A 14,820-nucleotide genomic window follows, 5' to 3' on the forward strand; every position below is an offset into this window, starting at 1 on the left:
GTAAGTCGGGACCTAAGGCGAGGCCGAAAGGCGTAGTCGAAGGACAACAGGTTGAAATTCCTGTACCACCGTAAACCGTTATGAGCAATGGGGTGACGCAGAAGGATAGTGACGCGGACTGATGGAATAGTCCGTCCAAGCAGCAAGGCTGATGGGTTGGCAAATCCGCCCATCGATAAGGCTGAGCTGTGACGGGGAGGGAAAATTATAGTACCGAAGGTCATGAGTTCCCGCTGCCAAGAAAAGCCTCTAGCCAGGTGAAGGTGCCCGTACCGCAAACCGACACAGGTAGGCGAGCAGAGCATGCTAAGGCGCGCGGAAGAACTCTCGTTAAGGAACTCGGCAAAATGACCCCGTAACTTCGGGAGAAGGGGTGCCTCGGTAGGGTGAATAGCCCGAGGGGGCCGCAGTGAAAAGGCCCAAGCGACTGTTTAGCAAAAACACAGGTCTGTGCGAAGCCGTAAGGCGAAGTATACGGGCTGACGCCTGCCCGGTGCTGGAAGGTTAAGGGGAGCGGTTAGGGGCAACCCGAAGCTGTGAACCGAAGCCCCAGTAAACGGCGGCCGTAACTATAACGGTCCTAAGGTAGCGAAATTCCTTGTCAGGTAAATTCTGACCCGCACGAATGGCGTAACGACTTGGGCGCTGTCTCAACGAGAGATCCGGTGAAATTTTAATACCTGTGAAGATGCAGGTTACCCGCGACAAGACGGAAAGACCCCATGGAGCTTTACTGCAGCTTGATATTGGACTTTGGTACGATCTGTACAGGATAGGTGGGAGCCTAGGAAGCCGGAGCGCCAGCTTCGGTGGAGGCACCGTTGGGATACCACCCTGATCGTATCGGAGTTCTAACCTGCCACCCTGAATCGGGTGGAGGGACCGTGTCAGGCGGGCAGTTTGACTGGGGCGGTCGCCTCCTAAAAAGTAACGGAGGCGCCCAAAGGTTCCCTCAGAATGGTTGGAAATCATTCGTAGCGTGCAAAGGCATAAGGGAGCTTGACTGCGAGACCTACAAGTCGAGCAGGGACGAAAGTCGGGCTTAGTGATCCGGTGGTACCGCATGGAAGGGCCATCGCTCAACGGATAAAAGCTACCCTGGGGATAACAGGCTTATCTCCCCCAAGAGTCCACATCGACGGGGAGGTTTGGCACCTCGATGTCGGCTCATCGCATCCTGGGGCTGAAGTAGGTCCCAAGGGTTGGGCTGTTCGCCCATTAAAGCGGTACGCGAGCTGGGTTCAGAACGTCGTGAGACAGTTCGGTCCCTATCTGTCGTGGGCGTAGGAAATTTGAGAGGAGCTGTCCTTAGTACGAGAGGACCGGGATGGACGTACCGCTGGTGTACCAGTTGTTCCGCCAGGAGCACCGCTGGGTAGCTACGTACGGACGGGATAAGCGCTGAAAGCATCTAAGCGCGAAGCCCCCCTCAAGATGAGATTTCCCAATTCGTAAGACCCCTGGAAGACGACCAGGTTGATAGGTTCGGGGTGGAAGTGCAGTAATGCATGCAGCTGACGAATACTAATCGGTCGAGGGCTTATCCTACAAGCTTTCACGGAGTGAAAGACTGCTTCGGAAGCATATGCTTTAGATGTAAGAGTTGCGCAAACTCGTATCCAGTTTTGAAGGTGCAACAAAACACCTGAAACGTTTGGTGGTAATGGCGAAGGGGAACCACGCGTACCCATCTCGAACACGACCGTTAAGCCCTTCAGCGCCGATGGTACTTGGACCGCAGGGTCCTGGAAGAGTAGGACGTCGCCAAGCACGAGGAACCGATCGCATTTGCGGTCGGTTTTTTGTTGTCCGAAATAAAAAAGGGACAGCTCATCAGCAAGCTGCCCCTTTTTTATTTTGCCTTAACGATGATAATAGCTGACTTCCGTCGTGTGCAGCTTTAAGATCCCGTCTGGCTTCATCTTCTTGAGCTTACGAAGCACAACCAATCGTGGAGCTAAGAACCAGATGTGCCAGCTTACTAAGCTAATCATTTGGGCTTCATTAGCCCAAGGATACGCAATACCGATTGCGCATAGCCCTAGCCACAGCAAATGACGGTGGAGCCTTCTGAACAAGGCCAATTCAATATGTGAGGTTGGGACGTATCCGACCCACGGCGGTCGTTTAAGCCAGCTCCACCGACGATAATCCGGAACGTCGACTCGAATTAAGGTTAGCCGAATAATAATAAAATGAATGATTTGTGTAAATATTATTCCGACAACGATCGCGATGGCACCCTCGACGCGGTACATCAAGAATTGAAATGCGCATAATATAAACGCGATAACCAAATGACTCCATTTGGACTCTTTTCGAATATTGATTTTTCGGATAAGCTGGTATTGATATATGGTCGCCTTCAATTGCTCGGCTAGCGTACCCCTCATAGCTTCAACGCCCTCTCTGTATCATTACGACATATGTATCGGAATAAGAGACCCGATTATGAAGACTTCCCTCTAAAACAAGTACAGGACTATCGTTCACCATTTTGCCGGCGCGCACATAAGATGTATTACTATTTGAAATGGGCTATGAAACAAGTATAACTTGATAGACTATGTGGCATACTAGTAGCAATGAGGAATTACAAGGCGAGGTGTTTAAAAATGATGGAAGATCATGCTGGGCGCAACTTTTGTATTATATGCGGCCATGAGAAAACGGACGGCATACGAATTATCGACGAATTTATTTGTGAAGCCTGTGAGACGGAAATGGTTGAAACCGACGTCCAAGATGCCAAATATCCATTCTTCATTCATCAGCTTAGACGGATCTGGATGCAGAAGAACGCGTGATCGACAGATGCTACTAACAGATATCCTCTTACCTATTTCAGCCCCTATCGTTGTATCTCACTGCCCCGGTACTCATGAAGATGAGATTGCTGGGGTCATTTATTGTCATCCTTCAGGACAATCTGCGGTTTATGCAGTGATGGATATCCGATATGATGGAAGGTGAAGATCGAGAGAGGAAGTCGAATGATGAGTAGATTACCGAATTGGAAAGCACCCCTATTGGAAATGCTGTACGAGCATCATCTTTCTGCCCCGGCCAGCTTTCATGTACCCGGTCATAAATTTGGACAAGCCTTAGCCATTATTGAATCTTTACAAGGTGAACCCTTGAAGCAAATACGAGCAATCATGGATCTGGATGTAACGGAGTTATCCGTGACGGATGATCTGCATGACCCTTCCGGAGTTATTAAAGAGGCGCAAGACTTGGCGGCTGCCTGCTTCGGTGCGGATGATACTTATTTTCTTGTTGGAGGAAGCACGGTCGGCAATCTGGCCATGCTGCTTGCCAGCTGTGAGCCGGGAGATCTTGTACTCGTACAGCGTAATGCGCATAAGTCGATCCTGAATGGATTGGCATTAGCCGGAGCCCAGGCTGTGTTCTTGATGCCCGATGAAGATATCGAAACCGGTCTGTCCATCGTGCCGACCGTGGAGCTGATTGAACAAGCCCTTATTCGCTACCCTCAAGCGAAGGCTGTCTTCCTGACGAATCCGAGCTATTATGGTGCAAGTGTCGATTTACGTGCATATGCGGAAATGATTCATAAGCATAACAAGCTGCTGTTGGTGGATGAGGCGCATGGCGCGCATTATGGCCTTCATCCTTTATTGCCAACCTCGGCCCTGCAGGCCGGCGCAGATGCGGTCGTACAATCCACGCATAAAACATTATTTGCGCTAACGATGGGAGCCATGCTTCATGTGCAAGGCCAGCGAATAGACCGTAAGGCTTTGAGACAAGCCTTAACGATGATACAAAGCTCCAGTCCTTCCTACCCGATCATGGCTTCGCTCGATATTGCCCGGGCAATGGTCGACACATTCGGACAAGAATTATTCGTTAGCGGTGTGGAGTCCACAGCATCTTTTCGACAGTGGGTGCACGAGAATTGCACCATGTTTGAGGTTGTCGAAAGCAGCAGTGCCGTACGGTTAGATCCGCTGCGTATCTTATTAAAGGATGCGACTGGCACGTATTCCGGATACGAGCTGCAGGGGATGCTGTCGGATCGAGGATGTTGGGTCGAGATGGCGGATGCGGATCGCATTGTTCTCTTATTTGCGGCACCAGCAGCAGACGATGATGTTATGCGACTTCAAGAACAAATGATGGCAATTGAAGATAAAGCTGCGACAATAAGTAGTGAATCATCCAGCCATAAACGACATTATGGCGCTCGAACAGAGAAACAGGATCGAGGTCCTTCCGACATGGCCTTTGATCAAAGGATATCGGAGCCGGTTGCATTCGCCAGACGCCCCTTCCACAGTGACCAGATCGAACGAATACGATTCGCAGACGCCGATGGCCGTATAGCTGCTGAGCCGGTTATTCCTTACCCGCCAGGCATTCCCGTCTTATACGCAGGGGAACGTATTACCGCCGCATCTGTTCATTATATATCCGGGCTGGCTAAGCATGGCGCTAGATTTCAAGGTGCTGAAGATCCAACGCTGCTGACGATAACTGTCCTTCGGGACAGGTAGCCGTTTACGCGCTCGGGTTGCCTTTGTTATGATAAGGGTATAACAAGATAGAGGAGTTCTTTCATTGAATAACGGAAGATTTATTACCATCGAGGGTGGAGAAGGCGCCGGAAAAACGACACTCATCCAGGCGCTTGCACATACACTAACAGCAAGCGGACATCGGGTGATGACAACAAGAGAGCCTGGCGGGATTCCGATCGCCGAACAAATACGCAGCATTATTTTGGACCGGAGCAATACGATGATGGATGCCCGTACGGAAGCGCTGCTGTATGCGGCAGCCAGACGACAGCATTTGACAGAGAAAGTGTCACCGGCGCTGGAGCAAGGGTATATCGTCATTTGCGACCGCTTTATCGACAGCAGCCTTGCCTACCAGGGACATGCCCGCGGATTGGGAATCGAAGAAATCCGATCGATTAACCGCTTTGCAATCGGTACGATGATGCCAGACTTGACGATTTATATGGATATTACACCTGAGCAGGGCTTGGAACGGATTCGACAAGGTGCGGGACGAGAGGTGAATCGGCTCGATCTTGAAGGTCTTTCCTTTCACAGGCGGGTTCGCGAGGGATATTTGCTGCTTCGGGATCAGGAGCCGGAGCGCATAATCCCAATTAATGCCCATCAAGAGCCTGACAAGGTGCTTCAGGCGGCATTATCGGTTATTCATGAACGATTTGGCTGGATTTAAAGGATTTACTGCAAGCGATGTCAAATTATTAGGGTACGCGTTTTTTAGCTGTTACACACCTAACGATCTTGGGAGGGATATGGATGAAATTAGTCGTCGCCATTGTACAGGATAAAGATAGTAACCGTTTGTCGAATGCGCTCGTCCGTGAAGGCTTTAGAGCGACAAAGCTCGCCAGTACGGGTGGCTTTCTGCGCGCTGGCAACACGACTTTTATGATCGGTATTGAAGATGAGCGTGTACATGAAGTGCTGAACGTTATTCGTTCCAACTGCAAAGTGCGCGATCAGCTTGTTTCTCCCGTATCGCCGATGGGAAGCACGACAGATGCATATATTCCTTTCCCGGTTGAAGTACAAGTGGGCGGGGCAGCGGTATTTGTCGTTCCGGTCGAACGGTTCGAACATTTCTGAAATGGACGTGACATAAGATGAAAATCAATCCGGGTTGGCGTCCTCTTGGTCAGGACCGGACGCGGACTGAAATTGGCACCAAGCCGCTGCAGCCGAAAAGCTTCTCCGATATGATGCAGCATCAAGATGAGCAGCGCTCCATGGAACAGCTTCAGCAGAAGCTGCAGGACATTCATCTTCAAGGTGAACGGCTCTCGCGCTCGATGACGGTACGAGAGCTGAAGCTTTATCGCCAAATGGTGAAGCAGTTCCTCGAGGATACGGTGCGCCGCGGCATTGGAATGAGAGAAACCCGGGGGTTCGACCGCCGTGGACGTACGAAACGCTATAAGCTTCTAGATGAGCTTGATGCGGCGCTCGTGCAGATGGGCGAAGAGCTGTTGGAGAGCGAAGAAGGCCGCATTGAGCTGCTGCAGAAGATCGGAGATATTCGCGGGATCCTCATTAACTTGGTTTTTTAAAGAAAGGGAAGACTTTAGACATGAGCATCGAACAACTAGCCGGTCAGCAGAAGGCGAAACGGATTTTGCAGCATGCGCTGAAGAGCGGAAAAGTGTCGCATGCTTATTTATTTACCGGTCCGCCCGGAAGCGGAAGAATGGCTATGGCGCTTGCATTTGCCAAAGCGTTGTTCTGCGGAAGCGGATCCGGTGATGCTTGCGGAACATGTATAGAGTGCCGAAAATTTGAACATGGCAACCAACCGGATCTGCATGTCGTAGAGCCGGATGGCAATTCGATTAAAATTGACCAGATCCGTGAGCTGCAGCGTGAGCTTGCTTACCGCAACAGCGGAATGGAACGTAAAGTATATATAATGAAGCGATCGGAATCGATGACGCTTCAGGCTGCGAACAGCCTGCTGAAGTTTCTGGAGGAGCCCAGCTCATCGGTCGTCGCCGTCTTACTGGCCGACAATGGACAAGCCGTGCTTCCGACCATTCGTTCCCGGACGCAATGGGTTCCGTTTCTGCCGCTTGCCCCCGCCGATATGCTGCAGACGTTGAGCTTGGAAGGTGTGCCCGTGCTTCTTGGCCGAGCAGCCGTCCATCTGGCATCCGGATTGGATGCATGCCGCGCGCTCGTCCAGCAGAATGGGTTTGCAGAAATGAGAAATGTAGTGATACAATTAGGCAAGGATAGTCTAGTCCGATTCACCGCGGCTATATTGACTGCCCAGCAGCAAGTATTCAAATCCGAGCTCGGCGATCAGCCGCAATTGCTGTTGTCGTTACTCGTTCTATGGTATAAAGATATGATTCATATTCAAGCAGGAAGACAAGATGAGGTCGTTTTTATAGATCAGATAGATTGGCTTCGCAAGCATGCATTCGCGCGTCCGGCGGAAGGCTGGATCAGATGCATGGAGCATACGCTCGAAGCAGGCAAGCGAATGAGAGCCAATGTATCCCCGCAGCTGGCTTTCGAGCAGCTGTTAGTTCGTATACAGGAGGGGTGATGGGTTGTATAACGTCGTTGGCGTCCGCTTTAAGAAGGCGGGCAAAATTTATTACTTTGATCCGATTGAGCTCCCGGTCGACAAAGAGCAGCATGTTATCGTCGAGACGGCACGCGGGGTTGAATACGGCAAAGTTGTGGTTGGACAGAAGCAAGTCGGTGAATCGGATGTTGTCCTTCCGCTAAAAAAAGTAATACGCATCGCCGGTGACAACGACGCCAAAATTGTTGAGGAGAACAAAGCGGCAGCCAAGAACGCCTTTGCTACCTGCCTCGACAAAATTAGAGATCATCAATTAAAAATGAAGCTGGTCGATGTGGAATTTACATTCGACCGCAACAAAATCATTTTTTATTTTACCGCCGAGGGCCGGGTCGACTTTCGTGAGTTAGTCAAAGATTTGGCCAGCGTGTTCCGCACCCGCATCGAGCTTAGACAGATCGGCGTGCGGGATGAAGCTAAGATGTTGGGCGGCATCGGTCCATGCGGCCGCGTGCTATGCTGCTCGTCCTGGCTTGGCGATTTCGAGCCGGTATCGATCAAGATGGCGAAGGATCAGAACCTATCGCTTAATCCGACGAAAATTTCCGGCTTATGCGGCCGGTTGATGTGCTGTTTGAAGTATGAACACGATAATTATGAAAGCGTCAGGGAAGAGCTGCCGGCTGTCGGGAAAATCGTCGTCACGTCGTACGGCGAAGGGAAAGTGACGGGAATTAACGCCCGTAGCAAAACCGTCCATGTTCAGCTGTTTGAAGGCGGCAAGCCGAAGGAACTGCCGCTGGATGATGTCGTGGTCAAGTAATATCTCGTTGGCGAATAGTCCGAAGCCGAGCGTCTTTGGGGTGGGAAATTGAACAAGAACGATATATTCAATAAGATGGATGAGTTGGAGTCGAGAACTGGTAACTTGTATCAAGAGCTGGGAACGCTTAAGCAGCATGTGAAGGCGCTCCTGGAAGAAAACAAGCGGCTGAGTATCGAGAATCAACAGCTGCGCAAAATTTTTAAGCGTGAGACGGCCATTCATACGAATCCACAAACGCCAAAATCGATTACGGTAGACGTATCTGAGGAAGCGATCCCGGAAGAACCGCCGGTACCGGTTGACCAGACTGCTGTCGGAGAAGGCTATGACAACCTGGCCCGCCTATATCACGAAGGATTTCATATCTGTAATGTCTATTACGGACATTTGCGTACGGAAGGCGACTGTCTGTTCTGCCTGTCCTTTCTTAATAAATAGGGGTGTTGTCAGCCGAAAGCGACAACGATGATTCGGAAGTACCGAGGCCGTCCTTGAATAAGGACGGCTTTATCTTTTAAACTATAGAATAGTAAGGTTCTCATAAGCAGGGTTTGAAACGGGGAAAGCGGGGGTATACAAGAGCGTGTATAAAGAAAGTGATCTTCAACCTGGAGAACGATTGGATGACTTGCTGACGCATCAGCTATCTATTATTCAGAGCAGGGAAGTGTTCAGCTTCTCGATGGATGCGGTATTGCTTGCCCGGTTCGCAGGGGTCCCGATGCGTGGAACAATTCTCGATCTCTGTACAGGCAACGGCGTCGTCCCCTTGCTGCTTACAACGCGGTCGCAAGCCATGATCGATGCCGTAGAAATTCAGCCGAGGCTGGCGGATATGGCGCGGAGGAGTGTTGCGATGAATGGCCTGCAAGAGCGAATCCGGATTTATGAAGCCGATCTGCGGGATTATCACAAACAGAGCGGGTATGGAAAATACGATGCGATAACGGTGAATCCGCCTTATCTGCCGGCAAATAGCGGAGATAAGAATGTGAATGAGCATTACGCCATGGCACGGCATGAAATAAACGGTTCCCTGGAGGAGATTGTGGCGGCATGCGCAAAGCTTATCCGTACCGGAGGCCGAGTATCGATGGTGCACCGGCCTTCCCGTTTTGTCGAGATCGTAGAGCTGATGCGCCGGTATAAGCTTGAGCCGAAGCGGGTCCGATTCGTTCATCCGCGTGTCGAGGCGGAGGCGAATATGGTGCTGATTGAATCGGTCCGAGATGCGAAGCCTGACGTCAAGCTGCTCGCTCCGCTCATCGTATATAGTGAAGAGAAACAATACAACAAAGAAATCATGGACATTTATTATGGGGGACAAGCGTCCTTAAGCGAGGGAATGTAAATCGTCATGAATGTGCAAAGAAGCTTTAGTCGAGGCAGTGAGAGCGCAGCGGCGGAACGAAGCGGGACGTTGTACCTGGTTGGAACGCCGATCGGCAATTTGGAGGATATGACCTTCCGCGCGATACGCACGCTGAAGGAAGTCGATATCATCGCTGCCGAGGATACGCGCCAAACCCGCAAGCTGCTGACCCATTATGAAATTGCGACACGTCTTGTCAGCTATCATGAACATAACAAGCAGGCTAGCGGTATAGAGCTGATCCGCTTGCTGATGGAAGGGCAATCGATCGCGCTGGTGAGCGATGCGGGGCTCCCGGCTATATCCGATCCTGGGGCGGACCTGGTTGCATCCGCGGTGGAGCATCATATTAGCGTCGTTCCGATACCCGGCGCGAATGCGGCATTGTCGGCGTTGATCATATCGGGCCAACCGACCGACCGTTTCTCCTTTGTCGGATTCCCGCCGCGCGACCGTAAGCCGTTAGCGCAATGGCTGCAGCAGCTGCGGAAGCAGGAAGGTACCCTTATTTGTTATGAATCACCACATCGGGTGGGAAAGACATTAGCGGCTATGCATGAGAATTGGGGTGACCGTCCGATCGCCATGGTCCGCGAGCTGACCAAACGGCATGAGGAAGCAGTCAGAGGAACAATTACAGAATGCTTACAATGGTTAGAAGAGAACCCGGCCATGGGTGAATATTGTTTAGTTATCGCCGGGTATGATGGAACCGTAACCGGAGAGGGGCAAGAGGAGGAGGATCGGCCCTGGTGGAAGGGACTGGAGCTGTCGGAGCATGTTAGCCGTTACGAGGAGCAAACCGGCGATCGGAGAGAGGCGATCAAAAAAGCGGCTCAAGATCTAGGACTGCCTAAGCGCGATGTATATAATGAACTAATGCGAAAGTAGGAGGCGGACAAAAAAAAGGGCCTTCCTGAGGGGTTCTTGGCTCAGGAAGGCAGTAAGGAGTATAAAAAAGGTTAGAATTAACAAGTTGATTAATTCTATTATAACTCATAATTCCGAATTTGTCTCTTATTTTGTGACGGGAGTTGGTAATTCGGTCAAACAAACGTTGCAAACGATTTTTCCTTTGAAATATGTAACGTTCTCTGCATTGCCGCAGAAGATACAAGCAGGCTCGTATTTCTTCAACATGATCCGTTCACCATCTACATATATCTCAAGCGCGTCCTTCTCGCCAATACCGAGCGTACGGCGCAGCTCAATTGGGATAACAACACGTCCAAGCTCATCAACTTTCCGAACAATTCCTGTCGATTTCATCATAATCTATCGTGTCCCCTCTCAAAAAGTAATTCGTCATAATTCGACAAAATTCTATCATTTCTTTTCTCTATAGTACCAACGTTTACCAAAATAGTCAATACCGAATTGGACCGGAGTAGGCTCTTATTTGCTAAAATCGCTATAGAGATAAGGTTATTAAGCTATACTTATCGTACAACATCAGAATTCATTTTGGAAATAAAATTACGACATTGTTCGACATTAAATCTAAAATTGTGTCGAAAATTTGTCTAAAGCTTCTTGTTAAGGGTTAAAACCCCTATTGGTATTATGTTGTAATAACGGGTTACTAGAGTAGGGAGGGATCACCCATGTATGCGAAGATGCGTCCGCTGGCAGAAGAGAAAGTGTTTAAGGATCCGGTTCACAAGTATATCTACGTTCAAGACGAAACGGTATGGAACCTTATTAATACCAGAGAATTCCAACGACTTCGGCGCATACGCCAGCTGGGCACCTCCTATCTGACGTTCCATGGCGCCGAGCACAGCCGGTTCTCCCATTCGCTTGGCGTATATGAAATTACACGGAAAATCATCTCGCAGTTCGAGCGCGGCGGGTACTCCGATTGGCCTAGAAACGAGAAGTTGGTTTCCCTATGCGCGGCTCTCCTTCATGATGTCGGACACGGTCCGTTCTCGCATTCCATCGAGGAGGTATTCGAAACCCATCACGAGGAATGGACATGTCGTATATTATTAGAAGAAACGGAAATCAACGACGTGCTCCGAAGGGTCGATCCGTCCTTTCCGGAGCAGGTTTCAGCCGTTATTTGCAAGACCTATGAGCGTCCCATCGTCATGAGTCTGGTCTCGAGTCAGATGGACGCCGACCGCATGGATTATCTCCTGCGCGACGCTTATTTTACAGGGGTCAATTATGGCACATTCGATCTGGAGCGCATTCTCCGTGTGCTTCGTCCCCACCAGGATCAAATCGTCGTCAAGGAGAGCGGCATGCATGCCGTTGAAGATTACTTGATGTCCCGTTACCAGATGTATTGGCAGGTTTATTTTCACCCGGTTACCCGCAGCTCGGAAATTATTCTCAGGCAAATTTTCCGCAGAGCCAAAGAGCTCTATGGGAGCAGCTACAGCTTCGCTTGGATGATTGATCCGCTTGAACATTTGCTTCAGGGCACAATAGATGTGGAAGGGTATTTATCGCTTGATGAAGCGCTTGTCCAGACGGCATTCGTCCAATGGCAGAAGGAAGCGGATCCGGTTCTGTCCGACTTGTGTCAGCGGTTCTTAAACCGTAAACTATATAAGTATGTCACCATGGATGAAGCGAATGAAACGTTGTGGCGGCAAATACGCGACGAATTTCATTCTGCCGGGCTCCACCCGGAATATCACCTTGAAATCGACTTCCCGCTGGATTTGCCATACGATGTTTATCAGCCGGGAGCAGCCGTATCGGAGAAAGACGAAAAACCGCCGATTTTGCTTCTCGACCAGGAGGAGCGTTTGTCAGAGATATCGGCAAAATCCGATATAATTCGATCCATTACCGGCCTTCACCGCGGGAAATATCACCTCTATTTCCCGATGGAGAAAGTGCGTGAGAAGGCGGCGTATTTCTCGCAAGCCGTGCGTGATGTATTTGGCTTTTACTTGTAGAAAGGGGTTTGTCTTCATTGATGTTAATCGACACTCACACCCACTTGGATTCCTATAAATTCGACGCTGACCGCGCAGAAGTCATCGAAAGGGCGCGGGCTGCCGGAATCGAAAAATTAATCAATATCGGGTTCAACCGCGAAACGATTCCGACTACGATGGAATTAGCGGAACGTTATGATTTTATTTACGCCGTTGTCGGGTGGCATCCCGTGGACAGCATCGAGATGCTTCCTGGGGATTTGGATTGGATCGCCTCGCTCTGCGATCATCCGAAGGTTGTGGCGATCGGGGAAATAGGCCTCGATTATCACTGGGATACGTCGCCGAAGGATATCCAGCAGCGGGTATTCCGGCAGCAGATCGAGCTGGCCAAGCAGAAGAAGCTGCCGATCGTCATTCATAACCGCGACGCTCATGAGGATGTCGTCCGTATCCTGAAAGAAGAGCGGGCACAAGAGGTTGGCGGCGTGATGCACTGTTACTCCGGCAGCTGGGAAACGGCCAAGCAATGCCTGGACATGAACTTCTATATTTCGTTCGGAGGACCGGTCACATTCCAGAATGCGCGTGTCCCGAAAGAGGTGCTCGCCCGGGTGCCGCTGGACCGTCTTCTCATCGAAACGGACTCCCCATATTTGGCTCCGCATCCATATCGCGGAAAGCGAAATGAATCGGCTTACGTGCGGCTGGTTGCCGAGGCTGCAGCGGAAATAACAGGCAAATCTTTGGAACAAATTTCCAAAATCACGACTGAGAATGCATTAAGATGTTTTAACATTGGGTGAAAAGAGCTCTGAGAGCAAGGATTTGGGACCAATCCCACGAAAAAACTAATTTTCAATCAAGAAATCGCCAGTTTTTCGCGAGTTTATCCTTAAAATTCGTTAAAATCGTCATTAATCGCTTCTTTACAATTTGGAGCAAAAGACGGTATCATTCATCTCAGAGCTTTTGAAACATTGTATTCCTTTTCCAATATCGCTTAATCTCCAGTATGGAGAGCGGGGGAACCAAGAGCGTACGCTGAATCGAATTTTTGGCGTGTGCCTGTTGAATTCTTCTTGGGGTGAATTTATGCAGCGGTACTTTAGTTTTGTAAAGTGCCGAAGTGCGAATAGGGCGACTCTCTTGCCCGAACCCGACAGCTAACCTCGTAAGCGCAAATAGAGAGATCAACCTCGTGCATCCATTCCATGCTACCTGTATTTTGGGGAAGCCACGAAACAGATCCTCTGTCGTCGGCTTCTTTTTATTTTTGAATAATGCGTAAACTGACGACATAGGGTGTATACATGGAGGTGGGCATGAGGAAGAGCGTGTGTGCACGCTAAATCTAACTAGTCGCGTCAAATTTAATCATGCATAATTCGACGGCGGGGCTATGTAAGGAGGACCGATGAAGTGGGCCAACTCCAGCTTAAGGACACCCATGGGAAACGATCATCCAGCATGTCTTTCGCATTGCGATGGAAGCATGAGAACTTGCGTTTAATTATTCTAAGCGCTATGATCTCAATCGCTATGACTTTCATGTTTCTGGTGTTGTTGTACGGGACGGCTGACAAGCGCGTATCCGTAGTAGTTAACGGACAGGAAAACATTGTTTCAACCAAGCAATGGGTCCTTCAACGCCTACTGGATGAACAAGCCATCACGATTGGACCGAACGATAAAGTGTCCATGCCTCTGAATGGAGGCGTAAAGGACGGCGACCGTATTGTTATTGATCATGCGGTACCGCTCCAAGTGAAGGCTGACGGCAAGGTAAGAACGTTGTACACGACAGAAAAAACAGTTAGGGAAGCGATCGATCAAGCTAATATATCGGTTCGCAATCAAGATAAGGTACTTCCTGCCATGGATACGGCGGTCCAGCCGAACATGTCCGTTACGGTCGTGAGGATCGATAAGCACCTCTCACAGAATTCCTACACGGTGCCGTTCACGGTCGTCAAGAAGGAAGACCCGAATTTGCCGCAAGGCAAACAAAAGTTAATGCAGGTGGGCAAAGAAGGTACCGTTGTGAAGCGTTATGAGAAGGTGTTTGCGGACGGGAAAATGGTGTCGCATACGCTTGTATCGAAGATGACGCAAGCGACGGCCATCAATCAAGTCGTGGCAGTCGGAACGAAGAAAGAAGAGCCGAAGGTTACGGTGTTGTCCGCGAAGGCGCCGTCTGTGGCGACAATGACGAAGAAGGGCGTCACGTTTAAGCCCAAGAAAGTCTTAAAGAATGTAACGTTAACGGCTTATTCGGCAGGCGTCGAGTCTACCGGTAAGAGTAAAGGGCATCCACAGTACGGCATTACGGCTTCCGGCGCACGCGTCAAGGAAGGACGTACCATTGCCGTCGATCCGAAGGTCATTCCGATCGGCTGGTGGGTGTATATCGAAGGTATCGGTTTCCGCCGTGCGGAAGATACAGGCGGCGCGATCAAAGGCAATAAGATCGACGTTTATTTCGACAGCGAGAAATATGCGGATCGCTTCGGTCGGAAGAAGGGCTATACGGTATACGTACTGGGGCCGAAGAAACCGGAATCGATCTGATATTAGCGGCTGTGATTAATTATTATCGTATTTCAAAAGGAAATATGCCATCATAAAGGAGAGGCGACGCCTCTTCTTTT

Annotated in this window: 15 protein-coding genes, 2 rRNA genes and 1 riboswitch (1 of these 18 only partly in view); of the genes, 15 read left to right on the forward strand and 2 right to left on the reverse strand. The window is 50.0% G+C overall.

All coding sequences use genetic code 11. The features are described from left to right. Window positions 1–1,548, forward strand: a 23S ribosomal RNA gene (locus L1F29_RS00060); it begins 1,383 nt to the left of the window's first position. 105 nt (window positions 1,549–1,653) lie between these two features. Continuing rightward, window positions 1,654–1,770: ribosomal RNA gene (gene rrf / locus L1F29_RS00065) — 5S ribosomal RNA — on the forward strand. A 92-nt stretch (window positions 1,771–1,862) separates the two neighbouring features. Here the strand turns inward: rrf and L1F29_RS00070 are convergent. Beyond that, window positions 1,863–2,393: a transposase gene (locus L1F29_RS00070; RefSeq protein WP_258386404.1), complete on the reverse strand. Its 531-nt coding sequence runs from the start codon at window positions 2,391–2,393 to the stop codon at window positions 1,863–1,865. 222 nt (window positions 2,394–2,615) lie between these two features. Here L1F29_RS00070 and L1F29_RS00075 point away from each other — a divergent pair, with 222 nt between their 5' ends. From L1F29_RS00075 to rsmI, 10 genes are all read left to right on the forward strand, one after another. Continuing rightward, window positions 2,616–2,807: a sigma factor G inhibitor Gin gene (locus L1F29_RS00075; RefSeq protein ID WP_373876463.1), complete on the forward strand. Its 192-nt coding sequence runs from the start codon at window positions 2,616–2,618 to the stop codon at window positions 2,805–2,807. Between the two features lie 186 nt (window positions 2,808–2,993). Then, a complete protein-coding gene (locus L1F29_RS00080; RefSeq protein ID WP_258386405.1) occupies window positions 2,994–4,520 on the forward strand; it encodes an aminotransferase class I/II-fold pyridoxal phosphate-dependent enzyme in 1,527 nt (508 codons plus the stop codon). Window positions 4,521–4,584: 64 nt separating this feature from the next. After that, window positions 4,585–5,220: a dTMP kinase gene (gene tmk, locus L1F29_RS00085; RefSeq protein ID WP_258386406.1), complete on the forward strand. Its 636-nt coding sequence runs from the start codon at window positions 4,585–4,587 to the stop codon at window positions 5,218–5,220. Between the two features lie 83 nt (window positions 5,221–5,303). Beyond that, the gene (gene darA, locus L1F29_RS00090) at window positions 5,304–5,633 is read left to right on the forward strand and encodes a cyclic di-AMP receptor DarA (RefSeq protein WP_204822576.1); all 330 of its coding nucleotides are present in this window, start codon (window positions 5,304–5,306) and stop codon (window positions 5,631–5,633) included. A 17-nt stretch (window positions 5,634–5,650) separates the two neighbouring features. Beyond that, window positions 5,651–6,094: a YaaR family protein gene (locus L1F29_RS00095; protein WP_258386407.1), complete on the forward strand. Its 444-nt coding sequence runs from the start codon at window positions 5,651–5,653 to the stop codon at window positions 6,092–6,094. Window positions 6,095–6,114: 20 nt separating this feature from the next. Beyond that, window positions 6,115–7,092 carry a DNA polymerase III subunit delta' gene (gene holB, locus L1F29_RS00100; RefSeq protein ID WP_258386408.1) on the forward strand — a complete coding sequence of 326 codons (978 nt, stop codon included), beginning with the start codon at window positions 6,115–6,117 and terminating at the stop codon, window positions 7,090–7,092. Between the two features lie 4 nt (window positions 7,093–7,096). After that, the gene (locus tag L1F29_RS00105) at window positions 7,097–7,897 is read left to right on the forward strand and encodes a PSP1 domain-containing protein (RefSeq protein WP_258386409.1); all 801 of its coding nucleotides are present in this window, start codon (window positions 7,097–7,099) and stop codon (window positions 7,895–7,897) included. Window positions 7,898–7,972: 75 nt separating this feature from the next. Then, a complete protein-coding gene (locus L1F29_RS00110) occupies window positions 7,973–8,338 on the forward strand; it encodes an initiation-control protein YabA (RefSeq protein WP_373876513.1) in 366 nt (121 codons plus the stop codon). 145 nt (window positions 8,339–8,483) lie between these two features. Further along, the gene (locus L1F29_RS00115; RefSeq protein WP_258386411.1) at window positions 8,484–9,251 is read left to right on the forward strand and encodes a tRNA1(Val) (adenine(37)-N6)-methyltransferase; all 768 of its coding nucleotides are present in this window, start codon (window positions 8,484–8,486) and stop codon (window positions 9,249–9,251) included. A gap of 6 nt (window positions 9,252–9,257) precedes the next feature. Further along, on the forward strand, window positions 9,258–10,163 hold the full coding sequence (gene rsmI / locus L1F29_RS00120) for a 16S rRNA (cytidine(1402)-2'-O)-methyltransferase (RefSeq protein ID WP_258386412.1): 906 nt from the start codon (window positions 9,258–9,260) through the stop codon (window positions 10,161–10,163). A 126-nt stretch (window positions 10,164–10,289) separates the two neighbouring features. On the opposite strand, the gene L1F29_RS00125 is transcribed toward rsmI, so the two are convergent. After that, window positions 10,290–10,544 carry an AbrB/MazE/SpoVT family DNA-binding domain-containing protein gene (locus L1F29_RS00125; RefSeq protein ID WP_204822582.1) on the reverse strand — a complete coding sequence of 85 codons (255 nt, stop codon included), beginning with the start codon at window positions 10,542–10,544 and terminating at the stop codon, window positions 10,290–10,292. Between the two features lie 332 nt (window positions 10,545–10,876). Here L1F29_RS00125 and L1F29_RS00130 point away from each other — a divergent pair, with 332 nt between their 5' ends. The 3 genes from L1F29_RS00130 to L1F29_RS00140 all read left to right on the forward strand — a co-directional run bounded on the left by L1F29_RS00130 (window position 10,877) and on the right by L1F29_RS00140 (window position 14,740). Next, window positions 10,877–12,187: an HD domain-containing protein gene (locus L1F29_RS00130; RefSeq protein ID WP_258386413.1), complete on the forward strand. Its 1,311-nt coding sequence runs from the start codon at window positions 10,877–10,879 to the stop codon at window positions 12,185–12,187. Between the two features lie 20 nt (window positions 12,188–12,207). Continuing rightward, window positions 12,208–12,975 (forward strand): TatD family hydrolase, encoded by a 768-nt coding sequence (locus L1F29_RS00135; RefSeq protein WP_258389556.1) that lies wholly within the window; start codon window positions 12,208–12,210, stop codon window positions 12,973–12,975. A gap of 184 nt (window positions 12,976–13,159) precedes the next feature. After that, window positions 13,160–13,366, forward strand: a riboswitch (cyclic di-AMP (ydaO/yuaA leader). A 225-nt stretch (window positions 13,367–13,591) separates the two neighbouring features. Beyond that, window positions 13,592–14,740, forward strand: coding sequence for a resuscitation-promoting factor (locus tag L1F29_RS00140; RefSeq protein WP_258386414.1), 1,149 nt, complete (start codon window positions 13,592–13,594; stop codon window positions 14,738–14,740). Window positions 14,741–14,820 lie beyond the last annotated feature (80 nt).

This window comes from Paenibacillus spongiae (assembly GCF_024734895.1).
In the GTDB taxonomy this organism is placed as follows: domain Bacteria; phylum Bacillota; class Bacilli; order Paenibacillales; family Paenibacillaceae; genus Paenibacillus_Z; species Paenibacillus_Z spongiae.